This is a genomic window from Acinetobacter sp. GW821-FHT09D10 (assembly GCF_059416285.1).
In genome coordinates this window covers 1,305,396-1,322,380 of sequence record NZ_JBWKOW010000001.1, presented here as the reverse complement: position 1 = coordinate 1,322,380, position 16,985 = coordinate 1,305,396, and the positions used below count along the sequence as shown (strand labels likewise).

Here is a 16,985-nt window from a genome sequence, read left to right as displayed (position 1 = left end):
CGTAAACAAAAATAGAAGGGAGAATTAAAATAAAACTAAACTTTTATTCTTAAGATCAATATAAATATGAGGGTGCAGGATAACCTGATGAGTGGCCTCAATCAGGTTATAAAATATTATGTTGGACGACGTGAATACATCAATAGCCCTAGGCATAACAGGGTTAAACCTAAAATAAGATGTGAGCTGAGCTGTTCATGGTTGAACCATGTCCCCCAAAATGTAGCTAAAACTGGAGTAATAATGGTAATGAGCAACACAGTGGTCGGTTGTAAGACTTTAATGAGTTGATAATAGAAAATCATGGCAAGCACAGATGAAAAGACTGCACTGTAGAGCACCGCTATTGAAATTTTAAGGCTTGGGAATTCAGTTGGAAGATGTGACCAAAAGAAAGGCAGCAGGCATATATAACCGACCCATGAAACAAGAGTAGCACCTGTCATTTGTGTAATTGGCGGAATATGCGCACCAACAGATTTTACGGCAAAAGTCGACAATACATAAAACAGCATCGCAATCAGCTCTAACATGATACCGATGCGGTTGAGCTGAAAACCTGATGAAGATAGACCTAATGTAAAGCTCATCCCGACAAGCGCGATACCGAGCCCAAGCCACTGCCATGCTGAAAAACGTTCACGCCCTAATAAAAAAGAGCTGATAAGTCCGGACACTAACGGAGAAGTGCCGTAAATAATTGAAATAATGGCAGAGGGGACTTTATCTGCACCCATGTAGCAAAAGGCCATAGAACCAAATAAACCAATGGCTCCGGCACAATAACTTAAAACAGCTTTTTTACTAAAGATAAGTTTTAAACGAAAAAATCGTAGACAGAGCAAAGCAATAGGAATTGCCAAACTGAATCGAATAAATAATCCCCATGCCCAGTGAATTTCTTGTACTGTCCACACGGCCGCGAGTGGAGTAAGTGACCAAATAATGACGACAGCAATAAATTGGCCGGCTGTAGTGAGGCGAGTAGAAGGTGAAGATAATGCTACAGCCGGCTGAATCTGCGGGGTAGAAATACTCTGTTGTTCAAATAACGGCTTCATAGAAAGCTCCAAAAAGTTTATTTTGTGTTTTAAAAGGGCATAAAAAAAGCCGCGTTTATGGCGGCTTGTTATGAAAATCAGGGGGTATATTACAAATGGAATATCTTGATTTTCTCATCCGAAGCGCCAAATTGTCCAAAATAAGGACGTCGCCAATCGGCCATAGAGACATTGACCTCTAAGGCATAGAATTGATGAACCAGACATAGATGGGCTTTAGATAAAAACATGATAAGTATATTAAAATATAGATGATATTTTTATAACACAGAAATAGAAAAGTACAAATTATATTCAAGCATGAACCACTGATTTTTTGATTTCAAATTAGCAGTTTGCTTAACCTGATATTTTTCTCATAATACCCCGTCGAATTGATCTTAATAAGAAGCTGTTCTTATGTCATCTTTAGAAATTTTTGCAGTCTTGATTAGCCTAATTGGAGTTGGATTAACTGTAATTCGTAATATGTGGTGTTGGCTGTTTAATTTCTTTGCCTTTGTTTTATATGCTTATTTGTTCTATGAATTTAAGCTTTATGGTGAAACGATTTTGCAGTTCTTTTTCATGGTCGTAAATTTTTATGGTTTTTACTACTGGTTCAAGGGAAAGCAGCAAGATCACGACATTCGTATTGAACCGATTGCAGTTCAAAAAGCAATTTTTCAAATGATTATTGCGGCGGTAGGGGGATTAATTTTTGGATTAGTTCTTAAAAACTTTACCGATGCAGCGGTGCCAATGCTCGATTCGCAGTTAGCAGCATTTAGTTTACTGGCAACGTACTGGACCAGTCGTAAGCATATTGCCACATGGGTACTTTGGGTGTTCGTTGATATTATTTATGTAGGCATGTTTATCTATAAAGATTTATTTTTAACAGCCGCTTTGTATGCAGCCTTTGTTCTCATGGCAGCTTATGGCTGGTATCAATGGGAAAAGGTTAAAAAGAAACAGAATTTATCTTCTGAGCCGATTTAGTTTGGAGAATGGTCATGTTGTTGAGCTTAGATGGTTATAAACAGCAACAGTTTGATCAAATTGCCGAAAAAATAATGGCAGAGCCAGAAAAATATTGTGAATTTAATTCAGTCTCAGATTTTTATAATGCTGAATGGCTCAAGGATTTTCCACAAGGAACTCGGGTTTCTGCTACAGGGTTAGATGATGGCGCTGAAGAGTTTTATGCCGTTGTACAATTTAAACAGCAGTATTTAAAGTTTGATATTAAAGAAAACCATTCGACAGTTATTTTTCAAGATATGAATGGGAACGTATTTAAGCGTAATTTTTAATTTACGAAATGAAATACAAAAAAAAGCGACTTAAGGTCGCTTTTTTTAATAAATAAATTTTGAAATTTTGTTTGCTGTTTCAACGACTAGGCTTGCGATATCTTCTTTAAACGTTCTTTCATCATAGGTTGTAATTGGGCAACTCACAGAGATAACCGCCACCATTTTGCCATTTGACTGTTTAAAGATAGGTGCCGCGCAGGCTGCCATATCATGATTATAGTGACCCCAGCTCACCATCGTTTTTTGTGTTTTTACATAAACTAATCTTTGTAATAAGGTTTTTAAATTGGTTGGAGTCAGTTCAGAAAAACTATCCCAATCATCAAAGTTACGGTAACGCTGACGTACTTCAGTTTCAGGTAAATCAGACAATAGCATTTGACCAATCACGGTTGCGTGTGCTGGCCAACGTGTGCCTAAGCTAATGTTGCTCGTGAAGGTTCCCATCGACTGAATATTATTTACAAAGACAATGTGCGTACCTTCTAAAATAGAAAGATGCACAGCAAGTTTGGTTTGGTCCCGTAGTTCTTTCATTAAAGGCGTCGATAAATCGAGCAATGAAAGTTTAGATAAACTGTTAAAACCTAATTCCATTATTTTTGAATCAAGTGCATAAGTTTTTTGAGAAGCCTTTCTTAAATAGCCACAAGATTCGAGTGTATAGATTAGACGAAATGCACTAGAACGATTCACTTCTAAAATTTCAGCGATTTCTGTAATCGTCATTTCTTGTGCTTGTTGGTTAAATGCTTGCAAGATGGCTAAACCCCGAACAAGGCCGGGTACTAAATATCGATCATCATTTTTTGTTGTTTCTGATTCTTGCGAATCTTCTTCAATTGTTAGGCTCATTCGTGTCATTTTCCTATAAATAAAACAAGGTTCAATTTGGGGCATGCTGCTTTATTTTAGAACTATTGTAATTGTTAAAAATGCATAAAACAATTTTTATATTTAAAACTTTGTTTCCTGGTTGAAACGTAACAAAATATTTAAAATTTATTAAACCAATGAATTATCTATTTATTTTTACTTTGACAAAAAATGATCAAGGGTATTATGCTTAGCCTATGTTTTGAAAATCAAATTATGTTTTGTATATAAAACAAAATGAGGACGCAAGGTATGAGTTGGATCTCAATTTGTCAGCAGGGTGACGTTAGCGAAGATGAGCCGAAAGCCATCGAAATTGAAGGGAAGAAAATTGGCGTATTTTTCGTCGATGAAAATTACTTTGCGATTGAAAATGTTTGCCCTCATGCATATGCCTTATTAACCGAAGGATTTATCGAAGATCAAACTGTTGAATGTCCATTGCACGAAGCAATTTTTGACATTCAGACAGGTGAGCTAAAAAGTGGACCCGGGTGTAGAAACCTATGTACGTACCCAGTTCGTGTTGAAGGACAAGATATTCAAATTCAACTCTAGTCCTCTCATGTACAAGGAAGCAGAACAATGAAGACATTTAATGAAAAGTTGGCAAGCTGGATTCATGCAACGCCGGCAACCGAAGCAGGTATCAACAATATTCAAATTCCTGGTCAATCTGAATTGTTGGTTTGGCAAACACGTTATAAAGAACCAACCGTCTACGAACAAGACTTTGTAAAGAACTTGATTCAGGCATTTTCTGCGGGCGCAACAGCATTAGATGACGTTGTTTCTGCACTTAATCAGCAGGGTTTCCGCTGTGAATCTGGTGATGAATGGACTTCTGCGAGCTTTACAGAAGAAATGCAACGTTTAGGTTATTAATTCAAGGAAGAATAAAATGAACGCAATCGTATCAGCTTCACAAAGCGCTGAAGAATATTTAGAACTCGGTTTACGTGATCAATGGCATCCGGTTTTAGCAAGTTGGGAAGTGGCTGCCAATCCGGTCGGAATTACTCGTTTGGGTGAAAATATTGTGGTTTGGCGTGATGCCGAAGGTCAGGTACACGCACTTGAAGACCGCTGTCCGCACCGTGGTGCTCGTCTTTCATTAGGCTGGAACTTAGGTGATCGAGTTGCTTGTTGGTATCACGGTGTTGAAGTTCGTGCTGATGGTGTGGTTGCAGATGTACCAGCCGTTCACGAATGTCTAATGACCGGAACCAAATGCTTAAAAAGCTATCCAGTGAGTGAACAGCATGGCGCAATTTTTATTTGGTTTGGTATCGACGCAAATGAACAGCCAAAACCGCTTGAGTTCCCAGAACAACTTGCAAGCGAAGAGTGGAGTGCGTTCCTTTGCCAAGCCGACTGGAAAGTAAACCATCAATATGCGATTGATAATGTAATGGACCCAATGCACGGGACCTATTTGCACTGTACTTCACACTCTATGGCAGACGGTGAACGTACAGCAGAGATGAAGCACCGTACTACAGATAATGGCTTTGTTTTTGAAAAAGAAGGCCAAACGGGTGTGAACTTCGACTGGGTTGAATATGGTTCGACAGGTGCAAGTTGGTTACGTCTTTCAATTCCGTACCGTAAACAATTTGGTCCGGGTGGCGAATTTTGGATTGTAGGTTATGCAACGCCAATTGATGCCAAAAATACCCGCGTATTTTTCTGGCGCTGCCGTAAGGTAAGTGGCTGGCAACGTAATGTATGGCGTTTCTTGTATCGCAATCACTTAGAACAGTTGCATTGGGATGTGTTGGAACAAGACCGCATTATTTTAGAAAACCTTGCACCAAATGCGCGTGAAAGAGAATTCTTATATCAACACGATGTGGGTCTTGCACGTTTACGCCGTTTAATGAAGAAAGAAGCTGAAAAGCAATTAAAGAAAATTGCTGCACTAAATGCATCAAACCGTATCGAGATGCAGGAAGAAGCTCATGGCTAATGTAGCGTTGCTGCAAGGCAAAAAAGTTTTAGTGACTGGTGCTGCACGTGGTTTAGGGCGAGATTTCGCCCAAGCGATTGCTGAAGCTGGTGCTGAGGTTGTAATGGCAGATATTTTGTCTGAGCTAATTCAGCAAGAAGCACAAGAGTTACAGAAACAAGGACTTCATGTTCATGCGGTCACCGTTGACCTTGCCGATGCGACCTCGATTGAAAATGCGGTAGCAAAAAGTGTTGAGCTGTTAAAAGGGCTAGATGGCCTTGTGAACTGTGCGGCGCTTGCAACCAATGTCGGTGGAAAAAATATGATTGATTATGATCCTGAACTTTGGGATCGGGTCATGAATATTAATGTAAAAGGCACATGGCTGATCAGTAAGGCATGCGTTCCACACTTAAAGCAGTCGACTGCGGGCAAGATTGTGAATGTTGCATCAGATACTGCTTTATGGGGTGCACCGAACCTGATGGCTTATGTGGCAAGTAAAGGTGCAATTTTTGCCATGACACGTTCAATGGCAAGAGAGTTGGGGCAGTTCAATATCTGCGTCAACACATTGTCTCCAGGTCTGACTTTGGTTGAAGCAACCGAATATGTACCGCAGGAACGTCACGATTTATATGTCAACGGAAGAGCGATTCAGCGTCAGCAACTTCCACAAGATTTAAATGGAACAGCATTGTATCTACTGTCGGATTTGTCCTCTTTTGTGACAGGTCAAAATATTCCGGTCAATGGCGGTTTTGTCTTTAACTAAGGAGTAGTCAAATGATTACAGGGATCGAGATTTTAAAGTTTGGAGTTGAAGATAGAGCCGCTTCAAACAAGTTTTTAGCAGATTTTGGTTTAAACCAAAGTGCTTCTGATATTGAAGGCACCGATTTATATCAGACTCAAAACGGTAGCAAGATTTATCTATTTAATTGTGATGATGACCGTTTGCCACCTGCGATTGAGCAAGGTTCAACTTTACGCGAAGTCACGTGGGGTGTTGATAATGTTCAAGACCTTGAAGACTTGGCAGGCCGTCTAGCTGATGTAAATGGTTTTAAGCGTTCTGAAAATACAGTTCAGTGCCTTGACCCAAATGGCATGACTATTCGTTTTGAACAAAGTTTTGTGAAAGATGTTCAAGAACTTAAAACGGAAGGCATTAACCAATACGGCAATATTCAACGTGTGAATGCGGCAAGTCCGGTCTATGAAAAGGGTCAACCTGTTGCGATTGGGCACGTTGTGTTCTTTACACCAGATTTAGCAGCAACTGAAAATTTCTATATTGAAAAAGTAGGCTTTCATTTGTCTGATGCCTACAAAAATCGCGGTGCATTCTTACGTTGCCGCGGTAAAGGTTATCACCATGATTTATTCTTACTCAGTGTTCCAAATAAACCTGCTGGCCTAAATCATGTTGCTTTTGTCGTACGTGATATCCATGAGGTGATTGGGGGCGGTTTAAATATGAATCGTTCGGAGTGGTCAACCTTTATTGGACCGGGACGTCACCCAATTTCTTCAGCTTATTTCTGGTACGTCAACTCACCATTGGGTGGTGCATTTGAATATTACACCAACGATGATTATTTGACAGAAGAATGGCAGCCACGTGTAGAAGAACATCGTCTAGAGCTTTTCACCGAGTGGGCGATTGAGGGTGGTCTTGATGATACAACCCGCCGTCAGGTGAAGCCTGTTTAACAGGTATTGCTTTACAAGGAAGATGGCTATGGAAAAGATCGTAATTGTAGGTGCCGGACAGGCAGCGGGTTGGGCAGTAAGTACCTTACGTCAAAATGGGTATGTGGGCGAAATTCACGTGGTTTCAAATGAAGATCAAGTGTTTTATGAGCGTCCGCCACTGTCTAAGCAAGTACTTTCAAAAGAAGCAACTTATGAGAGTTTGAATCTGTTCTCTCCTGAACAGGTTCAAGAGTTCAACGTTCAATGGCACAAACCGGAAATTGCGACAAAAGTCGACCGTGAACAAAAACAGGTTCATTTAGAAAGTGGTCAGGTTTTGCCGTATGACAAGTTACTGATTGCAACTGGAAGCCGTGCTCGTGTACCAGTCAATACATGGCAGTTCATTCCAAATGTTGTGACCTTACGTAATGTGCATGACTGTGAACGCTTGGCCGAAATTTTAAAGCATGCAAAGAATGTCGCTGTGATTGGCGGTGGCTGGATTGGTCTTGAAATTGCGGCAACTGCGCGTAAACAAGGTAAAGACGTTCATATTTTTGAATATGGTGACCGTTTATGTGCAAGGAGCGTGGGTCCGGAAGTTTCTGCATTTTTAAAAAATATGCATGAAACCCAAGGCACAAAAATTCATTTAGACAGCAAGAGCCTTCACTTGGTTGAAGCGCCTCATCAGAAAGTTGAAGTGGTGAATCATCCACAAAATAGTCAGTTGTTTGACTGTGTGGTGGTCGGCGCAGGTGCTGAGATTGCTAAAGAGTTAGGTGTACATGCTGGCCTCGATGTGAAAGATGGCATTGTGGTGAACTGCTTTGGACAAACTTCAGATCAACACATTTATGCCGCAGGCGATGTCGCGATTCATCCGGGTTTGGGCTATTGCATTCAGTCTTGGGCAAATGCACAAAATCAGGCAATTGCCGCAGCGAAGTCGATGCTCGGTATTGAAACTGAATATACCGATATTCCTTGGCTCTGGTCTGATCAATACCACTTTAATATCCAGATATTAGGTACGTATCAACCTGAAAAAACGAAAGAGTTAGTGATTCGCCAAGGTGGTGAAGATCAGGTGAGTTATTTATATCTGGACCATGAAAATCGTTTGCTGAACATGATTGCCATTAATGATTCTAAACTGGTCAAACTGGCAAAACGTTGGATGCAAGCCAACACTGTTTTAGATCCAAAACTGTTAGCAGATTCTGAATTTAATGTCATGAAGTTAAAACCGTAAACATTAAATCTGGTTCTCATTACCAAATCGAAGGAATGACACATGAGTAATGAAGAAAAAAGTGGATTAAAGCATTGGGTACCTGCTTTTGTCCTTATGGTGTGTGTGGTACTGGCATTTTTTGACAAGATTAGTATTGCGGTTTTATTTTCAGATCCTCATTTCCAAAGTGCAATGGGAATTGCTGAAAATAAGGCCAAGCTGGGATGGCTCATGACAAGTTTCTTACTTGCTTATGGTTTTTCATCAGTTTTTCTAAGCTTTTTGGGCGACATTTTTAACCCGAAGAAAATGCTGTTTTGGAGTGTAACTTCATGGGGTTTACTCATGTTTTGCATGGGGTTCACCACAAGTTATTCAGGCATGTTGATTTTACGTGTGCTGTTAGGTTTGGCAGAAGGTCCGTTGTTTGCCTTGGCTTATACCATTGTAAAGCAGACTTATACAGACCGTCAGCAAGCCCGTGCTTCAACCATGTTCTTACTTGGAACACCGATTGGTGCATTCCTTGGGTTCCCAATCACGGCAAATGTTTTAGCACACCATGACTGGCATACCACTTTTTTTGTGATGGCTGGGTTAACGCTAATCGCTATTTTCAGCATTGTTTTCGGTTTGCGTAATTTGCAACTCAAGAAAACCGTCGAAATTGAGGGCGAGAGCAAGCGTACCAATTTCAAAGGCCATATTGCCAATACCAAAATACTTTTGAGCAATAGAGCGTTCTGGCTGGTTTGTCTCTTCAACATTGCATTGATGACTTATTTGTGGGGCTTAAACAGTTGGGTTCCTTCTTACTTAATGCAAGACAAAGGCTTCAACCTCAAAGAATTTGGGATGTATTCAAGCTTTCCATTCATTGCCATGTTAATTGGCGAAATCATCGGTGCATTTTTATCTGACAAGTTAGGTCGCCGTGCAATTCAAGTATTTAGCGGTTTATTACTCGCAGGCATTTTCATGTATGTGATGGTCATCATGACCGAGCCATTATTGATTATTGCAGCGATGTCTTTAAGTGCGATGGCTTGGGGTTTCGGAGTGGCCGCTGTATTTGCTCTTCTTGCAAAAGTAACGACCTCAAATGTAGGGGCGACTGCGGGCGGAATATTTAACGGTTTGGGTAATTTTGCAAGTGCAATTGCACCTGTACTTATCGGTTACATCGTGATGCAAACACATAGTTTTAATTTAGGAATTACCTTCTTGGCTGCTGTCGCTGTCATCGGGTCATTTTTCTTGGTTCCTTTATTAAAACGTTATTAATTCACTGTATAGGAGTTTAAAAAATGACTACACAACAATTCGAATCGTGGGCACAACCAGAAAATTCTTCTTTAGAAGATTGGTTAAACACGCGTATTGCTCGCTTTGAAACTCGTAAATATGACTTTGATGCTTTGAAGTTCCAAGCCGATTACGACCCGAAATATCGCCGTGCTCAAATGCGTTATATGGGTACAGGCGCAACAGGTGTTGCAAATGACGGTAACACTGTACCAGCAGAAAACTTTACGTTTTCGACCATGGTGTTGCCACCACAGTGTGAAGGTCCTTTACACATTCACCACGATGTTGAAGAAGTTTTCTTTATGCTCCGCGGTGAAATTGACTTGTTCATTGAACACAACGGCGAAAAATTCGAAACCCGTTTAAAAGAGCGTGACCTGATTTCAATTCCACCGGGAATCTACCGTGGTCTATTTAACCCAGGTCAAGAAGATGCCTTGATGTGCGTAATGTTAGGAACAGGTAAACCAACCATTCCAAACTATCCACCAGAGCACCCATTGTCTCAAATCAAACGTTAATCGTTTGATGATGTGAGTTAAGGGAAAGGAATAAAAATGATGACACTCATTGAAAAGTTAGCAGAATTTCCGGTTAAAACGGTGACTGTGCAAGGCCAGCAACAAGCATATCGAGAAGCCGGTCAGGGCGAATACCTCGTGCTGTTACATGGCATTAGTTCAGGTTCTGCTTCTTGGGTGAACCAACTTGAAGTGCTGTCTCATCATTTTCATGTCATTGCCTGGGACGCACCGGGCTATGGCAAATCAGATGAACTTTTAACTGATCAGCCGAATGCTACCGACTATGCAAAGCGTTTGGCAGCGCTGTTTGAAGTTTTAAAAATTGAAAAAGCAATTGTTGTTGGCCACTCATTAGGTGCCTTACAGGCGAGTGCATTTGCTGCACTTTACCCAGAGAGAGTAGAGCATTTGGTGATCGCCAATTTGGCTCAAGGCTATCAACGTCAAGATGAACAAACACAAATTCAGGTTTTTGAAAAAAGACCAAAAATGTTGAAAGAGTTAGGCGCTAAAGGTATGGCAGAAAGCCGTGGGCCTCATTTGATTTATAAACAAGAACCACAAGCCTTGGCTTTAGTTTCAGAGGTGATGCAACAGTTGACCCTACAGGGATTCACACATGCATCGTACTTACTCGCATATGACGAAATACGTAATTATTTAACAGATTTACAAGTCCCATGCACAGTGATTGCAGGGCAGCAAGATCAAATCACTCCTGCGTTAGGTATACAAGAGCTTGCTCAGGAATTGCAGTTGGAACAGCACTACATCATCCAAGATGCAGGACATCTAAGTTATGTCGACCAACCGCAAGCATTTAACCAAATTATGTTGACGATTCAGGAACAATCGTAAGAGAGATTAAGGATTATGAGCTTCCAAGTTGAAGGAAAAGTTGCAGTTGTTACGGGTGGCTCCTCTGGGATTGGGCTGGCTGCTGTTGAAATACTGGTTGCAGAGGGTGCAAAAGTAGCTTGGTGTGGTCGCGATGAAGAGCGTTTGAATACTTCAAAACTCTATATTTTAGAGAAATATCCGCATGCCAATATTTTCACCAAAGCATGTAATGTGTTGAAAAAAGAAGAAGTTCAACAATTTGCCAAAGACGTAAAACTCAATTTGGGCAATGTTGATATGCTCATTAACAATGCTGGACAAGGCCGCGTTTCAAATTTTGAAAATACGCAAGATGAAGACTGGATGAAAGAAATTGAACTGAAGTATTTCAGTGTTTTACATCCGGTTCGGGCTTTTCTTGAAGATTTAAAACACTCTGCAAATGCATCGATTACCAATGTGAACTCGTTACTGGCATTACAACCAGAGCCACACATGATTGCCACTTCATCAGCACGAGCTGCGTTGTTGAATCTGACACATTCTTTGGCCCACGAGTTTACTCAGTATGGTGTTCGTGTGAACTCGATTTTACTCGGAATGGTCGAATCCGCGCAGTGGAAACGCCGTTATGAAACTCGCTCAGACTTAAACCAGTCATGGGAAGAATGGACAGGCAATATTGCTAAAAACCGCGGAATTCCAATGCAGCGTTTAGGCCGTCCTGAAGAACCAGCCCGTGCTTTAGTTTTCTTGGCATCTCCATTGGCATCGTACACCACAGGTGCGGCACTCGATGTCTCAGGTGGTTTTAATAAACATTTATAAATATCAGGTGCTGTCATGAAAAAGTTGATGATGATTGGTTTTGGCGCAATGGCAGCAGAAGTGCATGCACACTTGCCTCAAGATTTGCAACTGAAATGGATTGTCGTGCCGTCTCGTAGCGTTGAAAAAGTTCAATCACAAGTGTCTTCAGAGATTCAGGTGATCTCAGATATTGAGCAATGTGATGGTGCGCCAGATTATGTCATTGAGGTGGCAGGTCAAGCAGCTGTGAAAGAACATGCTCAAAAGGTTCTGGCTAAAGGTTGGACTATAGGTCTGATTTCAGTTGGAACTTTGGCTGATAGTGATTTTCTGATTCAGCTCAAACAAACAGCTGAAGAAAATAATGCCCATCTGCATTTACTCGCAGGTGCCATTGCTGGCATTGACGGTATTTCAGCAGCCAAAGAAGGGGGCTTGCAAAAAGTCACTTACAAAGGCTGTAAAAGCCCAAAAAGCTGGAAAGGGAGTTACGCAGAACAATTGGTCGATTTAGACCATGTGACTGAAGCTACGGTCTTTTTTACCGGAACTGCTCGTGAAGCTGCGATGAAATTTCCAGCAAATGCCAACGTCGCTGCAACGATTGCACTTGCTGGACTTGGAATGGATGAAACCATGGTCGAGTTAACCGTTGATCCAACAATCAACAAAAACAAACACACCATCGTGGCAGAAGGTGGCTTTGGGCAAATGACCATTGAATTGGTTGGTGTGCCGTTAGCAAGTAACCCGAAAACATCAACTTTGGCTGCGCTTAGCGTGATTCGTGCTTGTCGCAACAGTGTAGAAGCAATACAGATTTAAGAAGGATTTGATCATGGCAAAGGAAATTTATATTGCAGGTGAATGGCGTTTGGGCCGCGGTGCGGTCATCCAAAGCCTGTTTCCGGCAGATCAGTCTGTCAATGCAGAAATTTCGACTGCAACGCTTGAAGATGTGAATGAAGCGATTGAAAAGGCAGATCAAGCTTGGCGTCAACCCAACTGGAGAAACAGCTTGCCGCATGAGCGTGCACGTATTCTTTACAAAGTTGCAGACATTATCGAAGCGCGTGTCGATGAATTGGCAAAATTACAAACACGCGATAACGGTAAGCCTTTGACCGAGACTCGTGGTTTGGTGATGAGCGCTGCGGCGACTGCACGTTATGTTGCAGCGGCGTGTGAAACACTGAATGATGAGTTAACCACTCAACGTGCTCCAGACTTTATGACCATGAGCGTGCATGAACCTGTAGGTGTTGTGGCAGCAATTACACCTTGGAACTCTCCAATTGCGAGTGAAGTTCAAAAGCTTGCTCCAGCTTTAGCCGCCGGAAATGCAGTGGTGTTAAAACCAGCAGAAGCAACTTCGTTGATTGCTTTAGAACTTGCCAAAATTTTTGAAGAAGCAGGTTTACCTAAAGGCTTACTCAGTGTGTTGGTTGGTCGGGGTTCAGTGATTGGTGATGCAATTGCTCAACATCCGTTGGTTCGTAAAATCTCTTTTACGGGTGGAACAACCACGGGCCGTCATTTAGCTCATATTGCAGCGGAGAAACTCATTACCACTTCGCTTGAGTTAGGTGGTAAGTCACCAACAATCGTTCTGCCAGATGCTGATGTGGAACTCGCTGCCAAAGGCGTAGCGTACGGTATTTTTAGTTCGGCAGGTCAAGCGTGTATCGCAGGTTCTCGCTTATTTATTCATAGCAGTCTTTACGATCAGTTTTTAACGCGTCTGGTTGAAATTACCAAAGGCTTACGTGTGGGCCATCCGGAACAGGCTGGTGTGCATTTAGGACCACTTGTAAATGATAAACATTTGCAGTCGGTTGATCGCTATGTGCAACTTGCTAAAAGCGAAGGTGGTCAGGTTCTGATTGGTGGCGAAGCATTAACCACTGGTGACTATGCCAAAGGAAGCTATTACTTACCCACCATCATTACGGGTTTAAATAATAGTGCCCAAACCTGTCAGGAAGAAATTTTTGGTCCTGTTTTAGTCGTCATGAAATATGACAACGAGCAAGATTTAATTGCCCAAGCCAATGACAGTTGTTTTGGCCTTGCAGCGGGCATCTGGACTGAAAGCTACCGTAAAGCTTGGCGTATTGCCCGTGTGTTAGAAGTGGGAACAGTGTGGATTAATACCTACAAAAAGTTCTCGATTAGTGCGCCGTTTGGTGGCTTTAAAGACAGTGGTATTGGGCGCGAAAAAGGCCGTTTGGGCATTTTATCGTATATGCAGCAAAAGAGTATTTATATGGGGCTGAATGAACAGCCTAACCCTTGGTGCGAATAATAGATTCAAGGATTGAAAAACAAATTTTGAGGAACAGACATGACTGAACGTGTAAATGTAGGCGAAGCAATCGCAAGAGTTTTAGAAGCGCACCAAGTTGACAGTATTTATGGTGTTATTTCCATCCACAATTTACCTATTGCCGATGCAGTAGGGCGCCGTGAAAAAATGCGTTTTGTTGCTGCTCGTGGTGAAGCGGGCGCAGTAACCATGGCAGATGCACATTCACGCTTTAAAGGCTTGGGTGTAGCGTTGACCAGTACAGGGGCTGGCGCTGGTAATGCGGTGGGTTCACTGATTGAAGCAATGAATGCGGGTAGTCCTGTATTGCATTTAACAGGTCAAGTTGAGCGTGAATATCTCGACCGTGATGCAAGTTTCATCCACGAAACCAAAGACCAACTTACGTTTTTACGTGCGTCAAGCAAAGCAGCATTTCGTATTACCAGTCCCGACAATGCAGTGGGCGTAATTCGTGAAGCCATCCGTGTGGCAACCACTGTTCCAATGGGGCCGGTAAGTGTTGAGTTGCCAATTGATGTACAAGCGGCAGAAATTGATTTGCCACTTAACCTTGGGCCAGTTAAAGCATTGCAATTGCCACAAGCGGATCAAGCTGAAATTGATCTTCTTGTGAGTGAAATCAAAAAAGCAAAACGCCCAATTTTCTGGATTGGTGGTGGAACTTTAAATAGTGTTGCTGAAGTTAAAGCAATTGCAGATTTAGGTATTCCAGTTGTGTCATCTACACATGGTCGCGGTGTATTGGCAGATGATCATCCACGTAGTTTAGGTGCATTCCACAACTCGGCAGCGGTTGAGCAGTTATTAAAAGATGCTGACTTAATGGTTGTATTGGGTTCTCGTTTACGTAGTAATGAAACCAAAACCTATTCGGTTGAGTTCCCTGAAAACATTATTCAGGTTGATGCTAACCCAATGGCTCAACAACGTAATTACAAAATTCGCAACTTCATTTGTGGTGATGCCAAAGATGTCTTAACACGTGTGTTGGAACAGCTTCAAGGTACTTCAAAAGTTGATGACGATTATGATGCTGCTGTAGTTGCTGCAAAACAAGCTGCAATTGATGCACTGCGTAAGCAAATCGACCAATACGCTTTAATTTGTGATCACTTGCGTGCAGCTTTACCTCAAGACGGCATTTTTGTACGTGACATCACCATGTCAGGTAGCACATGGGGCAGTCGCTTATTCCCTGTACAAGCGCCAAACCAAAACATTCACTCACTCGCGGGTGCAATTGGTTTAGGTCTTGCAACTGCAATCGGTGCTTCGGTTGCTAACCCTGACAAAAAAGTGATTGGTTTGGTCGGCGATGGCGGTTTAATGCTTGGCATTGGCGAGATTGCAACCATGGTGCAAGAAAACACTAACATGGTCTTAATGATTATGAATGACGGTGGTTATGGTGTAATGCGTGGCATTCAAAATAATTACTTTGGTGGTCGTCAGTATTTCAATGAATTGCATACACCAGACTACAAACTTCTTGGCGAATCTATGGGTGTGAAGAGCTGGAAAGTCGGTAGTGCAGATGAGTTTAAAACTGTCATTCAAGAGGCGGTTGCATTTGAAGGACCAACGGTAATTGAGCTCGATATGAACTCGATTGGACCATTAAACTTTGCGGGTCCACCGCAAAAGAAACTGTATTAACCAGTTTGGATGGTTTAGTACATATGCGATGGGAGCTGCTAAGCCATCCTTTTTTTAGATATATTTTTTTATCTAAAAAATAATAAAAACGAAGTTTTACAGGTAAAACAAGTAAAGTTCCAGCAGGATGCTGGAACTCAATCAAGGATGTAGAGATGAAAAAGACTTCATTGATCATGGCATTCATTGCACCACTCGCTATGGGGATGAGTGCAAGTGCGTTTGCAAAAGACTCATTACTTGAATGGAAAAGTGATGATGGAACTGACTCATTAAAGTTAGGTGGGGTGGTTCGGTTAAATCAGCGTTATGAAGATTGGGAAGGGCCAAACCGTGGTTTTGGTAAGCTCTATTTTGATATTTTCAGGGTAGATCTAAAAGGTAAGTTTGATGATGCATACATCAATGCCAGCTATTTGTTTCAAGACCAACAGAAAACCTCGATTGAAAAAGCATATGTTGGCTATAACCTTGATGCCAACAACAGCATTGAAGCAGGTCTGGTCTATAAGCCATTTACCATTTATCCATATCCGCAAAATGGCTGGACTTATCACATTCCATTCTTTTTAGGTTATGGCAACAATATTGCACCGGGGCTTAACTGGAATTATCACGATAAAGATTGGGATGTAAAACTTGGTTATTACCCGCAAATGCTAGAGACTAATTTGCGTTATTCGCCTGAAAGTGCAACTTACGATGATTTAGCAGGAAATGCTTTTCCATCTCAAAAAGCCTATCAAAATGAAAAGCGTAATCAGTTTAATACCCGTATTGTGCGCAAGTTAGAAACAGATTTTGGTAAACAAGAGATTGGTGTGTCTGGTGCGATTGCCCAGTTACATAATAAAGTCACCGATAAAGATGGCAAGTATTATGCGGTTGGTTTGCATACCGACAACAACTACAAGCGCTTTAACTTACAAAGTTCAGTCATTCACTATCAATACGATGCTAAAAATCCGGACGGTGTAAATAGTGATATGACTTTAATGGGCAATAACGGCTTTACACCTGCCTATTTCATCGCTTCGGAAGGAACGATTGCCAGTTTAAACCTTGCCTACACTTTACCTGTGACCAATATGGGCAAGCTAAAAGCTGTTAAGTTTTATAATGACTATAGCTATCTCGATAAAAAACGTGATGATTGGTCAGATTCACAAATGAACACTACAGGCATGATGTTTATTGCTTCACCATTTATGGTTTGGGCAGATTACACGTGGGGTAAAAACTCAAATATTATTGGTGGAGCGACCAACTCAACAGGGTATACCTCTGCCACTTCGCCAAACAGTGATAAATGGCTATATCGAATTAACTTTAATATTGGGTTTACTTTCTAAAGTGAACTGCCATAAAAAAACCACGCAATGGGCGTGGTTTTT

The 16,985-nt window shown here is 41.5% G+C and carries 18 protein-coding genes; 16 read left to right on the top strand and 2 right to left on the bottom strand.

The genetic code is table 11. The features are described from left to right. Positions 1–116: 116 nt before the first annotated feature. Complete coding sequence (locus AC07M3_RS06215; RefSeq protein ID WP_494566848.1) at positions 117–1,061, bottom strand: DMT family transporter; 945 nt, start codon at positions 1,059–1,061, stop codon at positions 117–119. A gap of 399 nt (positions 1,062–1,460) precedes the next feature. Here AC07M3_RS06215 and pnuC point away from each other — a divergent pair, with 399 nt between their 5' ends. Both pnuC and AC07M3_RS06205 read left to right on the top strand, forming a co-directional pair. Further along, a complete protein-coding gene (gene pnuC / locus AC07M3_RS06210; protein WP_494566847.1) occupies positions 1,461–2,042 on the top strand; it encodes a nicotinamide riboside transporter PnuC in 582 nt (193 codons plus the stop codon). Positions 2,043–2,056: 14 nt separating this feature from the next. Next, positions 2,057–2,356: a hypothetical protein gene (locus tag AC07M3_RS06205; protein WP_494566846.1), complete on the top strand. Its 300-nt coding sequence runs from the start codon at positions 2,057–2,059 to the stop codon at positions 2,354–2,356. Positions 2,357–2,401: 45 nt separating this feature from the next. On the opposite strand, the gene AC07M3_RS06200 is transcribed toward AC07M3_RS06205, so the two are convergent. Continuing rightward, positions 2,402–3,214, bottom strand: a complete 813-nt coding sequence (locus AC07M3_RS06200) for an IclR family transcriptional regulator (protein ID WP_199990249.1) — start codon at positions 3,212–3,214, stop codon at positions 2,402–2,404. Between the two features lie 273 nt (positions 3,215–3,487). On the opposite strand from AC07M3_RS06200, the gene AC07M3_RS06195 reads away from it, so the two are divergent. From AC07M3_RS06195 to AC07M3_RS06130, 14 genes are all read left to right on the top strand, one after another. Then, entirely contained in the window at positions 3,488–3,793 is a 306-nt protein-coding gene (locus AC07M3_RS06195) for a non-heme iron oxygenase ferredoxin subunit (protein WP_003653126.1), read from the top strand. A 27-nt stretch (positions 3,794–3,820) separates the two neighbouring features. After that, on the top strand, positions 3,821–4,120 hold the full coding sequence (locus AC07M3_RS06190; protein ID WP_092707629.1) for a recombinase-like helix-turn-helix domain-containing protein: 300 nt from the start codon (positions 3,821–3,823) through the stop codon (positions 4,118–4,120). Positions 4,121–4,136: 16 nt separating this feature from the next. Next, positions 4,137–5,204 carry a Rieske 2Fe-2S domain-containing protein gene (locus AC07M3_RS06185; RefSeq protein WP_494566845.1) on the top strand — a complete coding sequence of 356 codons (1,068 nt, stop codon included), beginning with the start codon at positions 4,137–4,139 and terminating at the stop codon, positions 5,202–5,204. After that, a complete protein-coding gene (locus tag AC07M3_RS06180; protein WP_494566844.1) occupies positions 5,197–5,961 on the top strand; it encodes an SDR family oxidoreductase in 765 nt (254 codons plus the stop codon). Before AC07M3_RS06185 ends, AC07M3_RS06180 begins: the two co-directional genes overlap by 8 nt. An 11-nt stretch (positions 5,962–5,972) precedes the next feature. Next, complete coding sequence (locus tag AC07M3_RS06175; RefSeq protein WP_494566843.1) at positions 5,973–6,902, top strand: VOC family protein; 930 nt, start codon at positions 5,973–5,975, stop codon at positions 6,900–6,902. Positions 6,903–6,930: 28 nt separating this feature from the next. Next, positions 6,931–8,142 carry an NAD(P)/FAD-dependent oxidoreductase gene (locus AC07M3_RS06170; protein WP_494566842.1) on the top strand — a complete coding sequence of 404 codons (1,212 nt, stop codon included), beginning with the start codon at positions 6,931–6,933 and terminating at the stop codon, positions 8,140–8,142. A gap of 42 nt (positions 8,143–8,184) precedes the next feature. Continuing rightward, the gene (locus AC07M3_RS06165) at positions 8,185–9,408 is read left to right on the top strand and encodes an MFS transporter (RefSeq protein ID WP_494566841.1); all 1,224 of its coding nucleotides are present in this window, start codon (positions 8,185–8,187) and stop codon (positions 9,406–9,408) included. Between the two features lie 23 nt (positions 9,409–9,431). Beyond that, positions 9,432–9,953: a cupin domain-containing protein gene (locus AC07M3_RS06160; RefSeq protein WP_017391724.1), complete on the top strand. Its 522-nt coding sequence runs from the start codon at positions 9,432–9,434 to the stop codon at positions 9,951–9,953. 36 nt (positions 9,954–9,989) lie between these two features. Then, the gene (locus AC07M3_RS06155; RefSeq protein ID WP_427962646.1) at positions 9,990–10,814 is read left to right on the top strand and encodes an alpha/beta fold hydrolase; all 825 of its coding nucleotides are present in this window, start codon (positions 9,990–9,992) and stop codon (positions 10,812–10,814) included. A 15-nt stretch (positions 10,815–10,829) separates the two neighbouring features. Continuing rightward, on the top strand, positions 10,830–11,624 hold the full coding sequence (locus tag AC07M3_RS06150) for an SDR family oxidoreductase (protein WP_347018748.1): 795 nt from the start codon (positions 10,830–10,832) through the stop codon (positions 11,622–11,624). A gap of 15 nt (positions 11,625–11,639) precedes the next feature. After that, positions 11,640–12,431, top strand: a complete 792-nt coding sequence (locus tag AC07M3_RS06145; RefSeq protein ID WP_003653106.1) for an aspartate dehydrogenase — start codon at positions 11,640–11,642, stop codon at positions 12,429–12,431. A gap of 13 nt (positions 12,432–12,444) precedes the next feature. Next, complete coding sequence (locus AC07M3_RS06140; RefSeq protein ID WP_494566840.1) at positions 12,445–13,911, top strand: aldehyde dehydrogenase; 1,467 nt, start codon at positions 12,445–12,447, stop codon at positions 13,909–13,911. A gap of 39 nt (positions 13,912–13,950) precedes the next feature. After that, positions 13,951–15,591 carry a thiamine pyrophosphate-binding protein gene (locus AC07M3_RS06135; RefSeq protein ID WP_494566839.1) on the top strand — a complete coding sequence of 547 codons (1,641 nt, stop codon included), beginning with the start codon at positions 13,951–13,953 and terminating at the stop codon, positions 15,589–15,591. A gap of 155 nt (positions 15,592–15,746) precedes the next feature. Beyond that, complete coding sequence (locus AC07M3_RS06130; RefSeq protein ID WP_494566838.1) at positions 15,747–16,943, top strand: putative porin; 1,197 nt, start codon at positions 15,747–15,749, stop codon at positions 16,941–16,943. The last annotated feature ends 42 nt before the right edge of the window (positions 16,944–16,985 follow it).